Raw genomic sequence first — 3,714 nt, 5'->3', positions numbered from 1 at the left:
AAGGGCGGGAGGGGAACCTTGTGCTGTTCTGTGTGGATGCTTCGGGGTCGATGGGGACCAAGCGGCGGATGAGCGAGGTGAAGACGGCGATCGTTTCGCTGTTGCTTGACGCTTACCAGCGGCGCGACACCGTTGGGCTGGTCACGTTTGCTGGTGCGGAGGCGACTGTTGCGTTGCCGCCGACGGGCAGTGTGGAGACCGCCGTACGGCGGCTTGAGTCGCTTCCGACGGGTGGTCGGACGCCGCTGGCCGAGGGATTGATGCAGGCGGCGGAGGTACTGCGGATCGCGGCGATTCGGGATCCGCGGCGGCGGCCGTTGCTGGTGCTTGTCACAGATGGTCGGGCGACGCATGGTGAGAAGGCGTTCGCCCGGGCCAAGCAGGCGGCTGGATGGCTTGCACAGCGGGGGATTGCGACCGTGGTGGTCGACTGTGAGCCGCGCCGCGGAGTGCGGCTCGGGCTGGCCGGCGAGCTGGCCACTGACCTGGGTGCGGAGTACCTCGACCTCGGAGACGTTGCCGCTGGCAACCTTATTCGGACGGTCACCGAACGGAAGGCGGCCTGATGCCGAAGGGACAACCGGAGGTCGTGCCGCAGGACGGCCTGACCACGCGGCAGCGACGCAACCGGCCGCTGCTGATGGTGCACACCGGCGAGATGAAGGGGAAGTCGACGGCCGCCTTCGGGATGGCGTTGCGCGGCTGGAACCAGGGCTGGAACATCGGGGTCTTCCAGTTCGTGAAGAGCGCGAAGTGGAAGGTCGGCGAGGAGGGTGCCTTCAAGGCGCTCGGTCAGTTGCACGAGGCAACCGGTCAGGGTGGGCCGGTCGAATGGCACAAGATGGGTGAAGGCTGGAGCTGGTCGCGTAAGGCCGGTACCGAGGAGGATCACGCCGCCGACGCCGTCGAGGGCTGGCGTGAGATCCAGCGCCGGATCGCCGCCGAGACCCACGATCTCTACGTGCTGGACGAATTCACCTACCCGATGAAGTGGGGCTGGGTCGATGTCGACGAGGTCGTCGAGACCCTGGTCAACCGGCCCGGCCACCAGTACGTCGTCATCACCGGCCGCAACGCCGACCAGCGCCTGATCGACGCCGCGGACCTGGTCACCGAGATGACCAAGGTCAAGCACCCGATGGACGCCGGGCAAAAAGGCCAGAGGGGCATCGAGTGGTGAGCCGGCTGTGGTGATCCCGCGGGTTGTCGTGGCGGCGCCTTCCTCCGGTGCGGGCAAGACCACCGTCGCGGTCGGGCTGATGGCCGCGCTGCGTGGGGCAGGGCATGTCGTTGGTGGGTTCAAGGTTGGGCCCGACTACATCGACCCGGGGTTCCACGCGGTGGCCACTGGCCGGCCGGGCCGCAATCTCGATCCGATGCTGTCGGGTGAAGAGCGAGTGGCGCCGCTGTTCGCGCACGGTGCGCAGGGTGCCGACATCGCAGTGATCGAAGGCGTCATGGGCCTGTACGACGGCGCGCTCGGAACCGAAGGGTTCTCGTCGACCGCGCATGTGGCGAAGTTGCTGCAGGCACCGGTCGTACTCGTGGTCGACGCTTCGGCAGCTGGCCGGAGTGTCGGGGCAGTTGTTCAGGGCTTCGTTGCCTTTGACACCGAGGTGCGGATCGTCGGGGTGATCCTGAACAAGGTCGGTTCGGATCGGCATGAGGCTGAAGTACGGGCCGGAGTCGCACCGACCGGCGTACCGGTGCTGGGCGTGTTGCGGCGGGACACCCGGCTGACGGTGCCGAGTCGGCACCTGGGATTGGTGCCGGCCGATGAGCAGCGCGAGCAGGCAGAGAAGGCGGTTGAGGCTGCGGCTGAGCTGGTGCGTGCCGGGGTCGACCTGGAGGCGTTCGTGGCGGCGGCTCGGGCGGCCTCTGATTTAGAGACGTCGACCTGGGATCCGGCGGCGGAGGTGACGCCGGCGGAGGAAGGTCGGCCGGTCGTCGCGGTGGCTGGTGGGCCGGTGTTCTCGTTCCACTACACCGAGACGACGGAGTTGCTGACCGCTGCCGGAGCCGAGGTGGTCCGGTTCGATCCGCTGCACGATCCGTTGCCAGAGGCAACCGCTGCGCTGTATCTCGGTGGTGGGTTTCCCGAGCTGCATGCAGAGGCGCTGTCGGCCAACGAGAAGTTACGTCAGCAGGTCGCGACCGAGATCGCGGCCGGACTGCCGGTGATCGCGGAGTGTGCGGGGTTGCTGTACCTGTGCCGCGAACTCGACGGTCACCCGATGACCGGCGTACTCCCGGCGACCGCCCGCATGACAGGCAGCCTGACGCTCGGCTACCGGACTGCGATCGCGGCGACGACGACCGCGTTCTTCGACGAGGGTCGCCGGGTTCGGGGGCACGAGTTCCACCGGACTGCGGTTGAGCTCGACGGTGAGGTCGACCCGGCTTGGTACCTGCCGGGCGGGGTCGAAGGAATCGCCCGGCCGCGCGTGCATGCGTCGTACCTGCATCTGCATTGGACGGCCAGCCCGGATGTGCCCGCACGGTTGGTGGCGGCGGCGCGAGTACACGCTGGGTTGGAGAAATGAACCTGGTCGTCGGCGTCGGGCTGCGCGCCGGTACGTCGTACCGCGAACTCCGCGAGCTTGTCGGGGCGGCGGTGGCCGACGCCGGTGGTGGTCGCGTGCGGATCCTGATCACCGTCGACGGGCGCGAGACCGAGCCGGGTGTCCAGCGACTGGCGGCGTTCCTGGGTGCTGAGTTGCAGACGGTTGCTCCGGCTGAGCTGCGTCGGCAGAGTGTGCCGAGCCCGAGTGAGCAGGTCGAGCGCCTCGCCGGTACGCCGAGTGTCGCGGAAGCCGCGGTGCTCAGTGCTGGTGCCGAGTTGGTGGTGACCAAGCGAACGTCGGCGCAAGCCACTGCTGCGGTCGGCCGGCTCGCCTCTGCACCTGGGTATGCGCCGGGGGAGCGGCAGGTGGTGCACCGGGTGCTTGCTGAGCGGCGAGATGTACGGCGGGGGTTCGTGGACCTGCCGATTCCGGATGACGTGCTGACCCGGGTGCTGGAGTCCGCGCACCGGGCGCCGAGTGTCGGGCTCAGCCAGCCGTGGGACTTCCTGCTGATCCGCGAGATCGCGACGCGGCGGAAGATCCATGATCTGGCGGCTGCGCAGCGGGATGCCTTCGCGGCGTCGTTGCCGGAAGAGCGGCGCAAGCAGTTCGACGGGTTGAAGATCGAGGCGATCCTCGACACGCCACTGAACATCGCGGTCACGTGTGACGCCGGGCGGGGTGGACGACACGTCCTCGGTCGGCACGCGGACCCGCGGACCACGTGGTTCTCGGTGGCGATCGCCATCCAGAACCTCTGGCTGGCGGCGCGCGCCGAGGGACTTGGCGTCGGCTGGGTCTCATTCTTCGAACCGGGCGAGGTCGCGGCGGTGCTCGACCTGCCCGCACACATCGAGCTGGTCGGCTACCTGTGCATCGGGTACGTCGACGAGTTCGCTCCTGCACCTGAACTCGTACGGTCGGGCTGGGCCGCGCGCCGCCCGCTCAGCTGGGCAGTGCACCAGGAGTCCTGGGGAAGGCGAGGCCTGCCAGGCGCGGAGCCGACCTCAATCACCCAGGACGCTGAGCGCGCCGCCGCGAAAGCCGGCGGAGCCGTTGTGGACACAGGGGGCGGGGTCGCGCCGGGGCCGGTGGGTCGACAGGTGGTTCGGGTGGTGATTGGTGGGGATCCGGCTGATTATCTCGGGCG

At 68.7% G+C, this 3,714-nt stretch carries 4 protein-coding genes; all 4 read left to right on the top strand.

The window, feature by feature from the left end; all coding sequences use genetic code 11:
* Positions 1-566, top strand: a 566-nt coding sequence (locus tag E1261_RS43835; protein WP_132416154.1) for a vWA domain-containing protein, incomplete at its 5' end; no start/stop codon positions are given.
* On the top strand, positions 566-1,180 hold the full coding sequence (gene cobO / locus E1261_RS43830) for a cob(I)yrinic acid a,c-diamide adenosyltransferase (protein WP_132416152.1): 615 nt from the start codon (positions 566-568) through the stop codon (positions 1,178-1,180). The genes E1261_RS43835 and cobO, both read left to right, overlap by 1 nt.
* Before the next feature lie 7 nt (positions 1,181-1,187).
* On the top strand, positions 1,188-2,543 hold the full coding sequence (locus E1261_RS43825; RefSeq protein ID WP_238176833.1) for a cobyrinic acid a,c-diamide synthase CobB: 1,356 nt from the start codon (positions 1,188-1,190) through the stop codon (positions 2,541-2,543).
* Positions 2,540-3,714 (top strand): 5,6-dimethylbenzimidazole synthase (gene bluB / locus E1261_RS43820; RefSeq protein ID WP_132416150.1); only part of this gene is annotated, 1,175 nt, incomplete at its 3' end. The genes E1261_RS43825 and bluB, both read left to right, overlap by 4 nt.

It is taken from the genome of Kribbella albertanoniae (assembly GCF_004348455.1).
GTDB lineage: Bacteria > Actinomycetota > Actinomycetes > Propionibacteriales > Kribbellaceae > Kribbella > Kribbella albertanoniae.
Note: the sequence above shows the minus strand (reverse complement) of the source record. Positions and strands in the feature narration are given on the sequence as shown.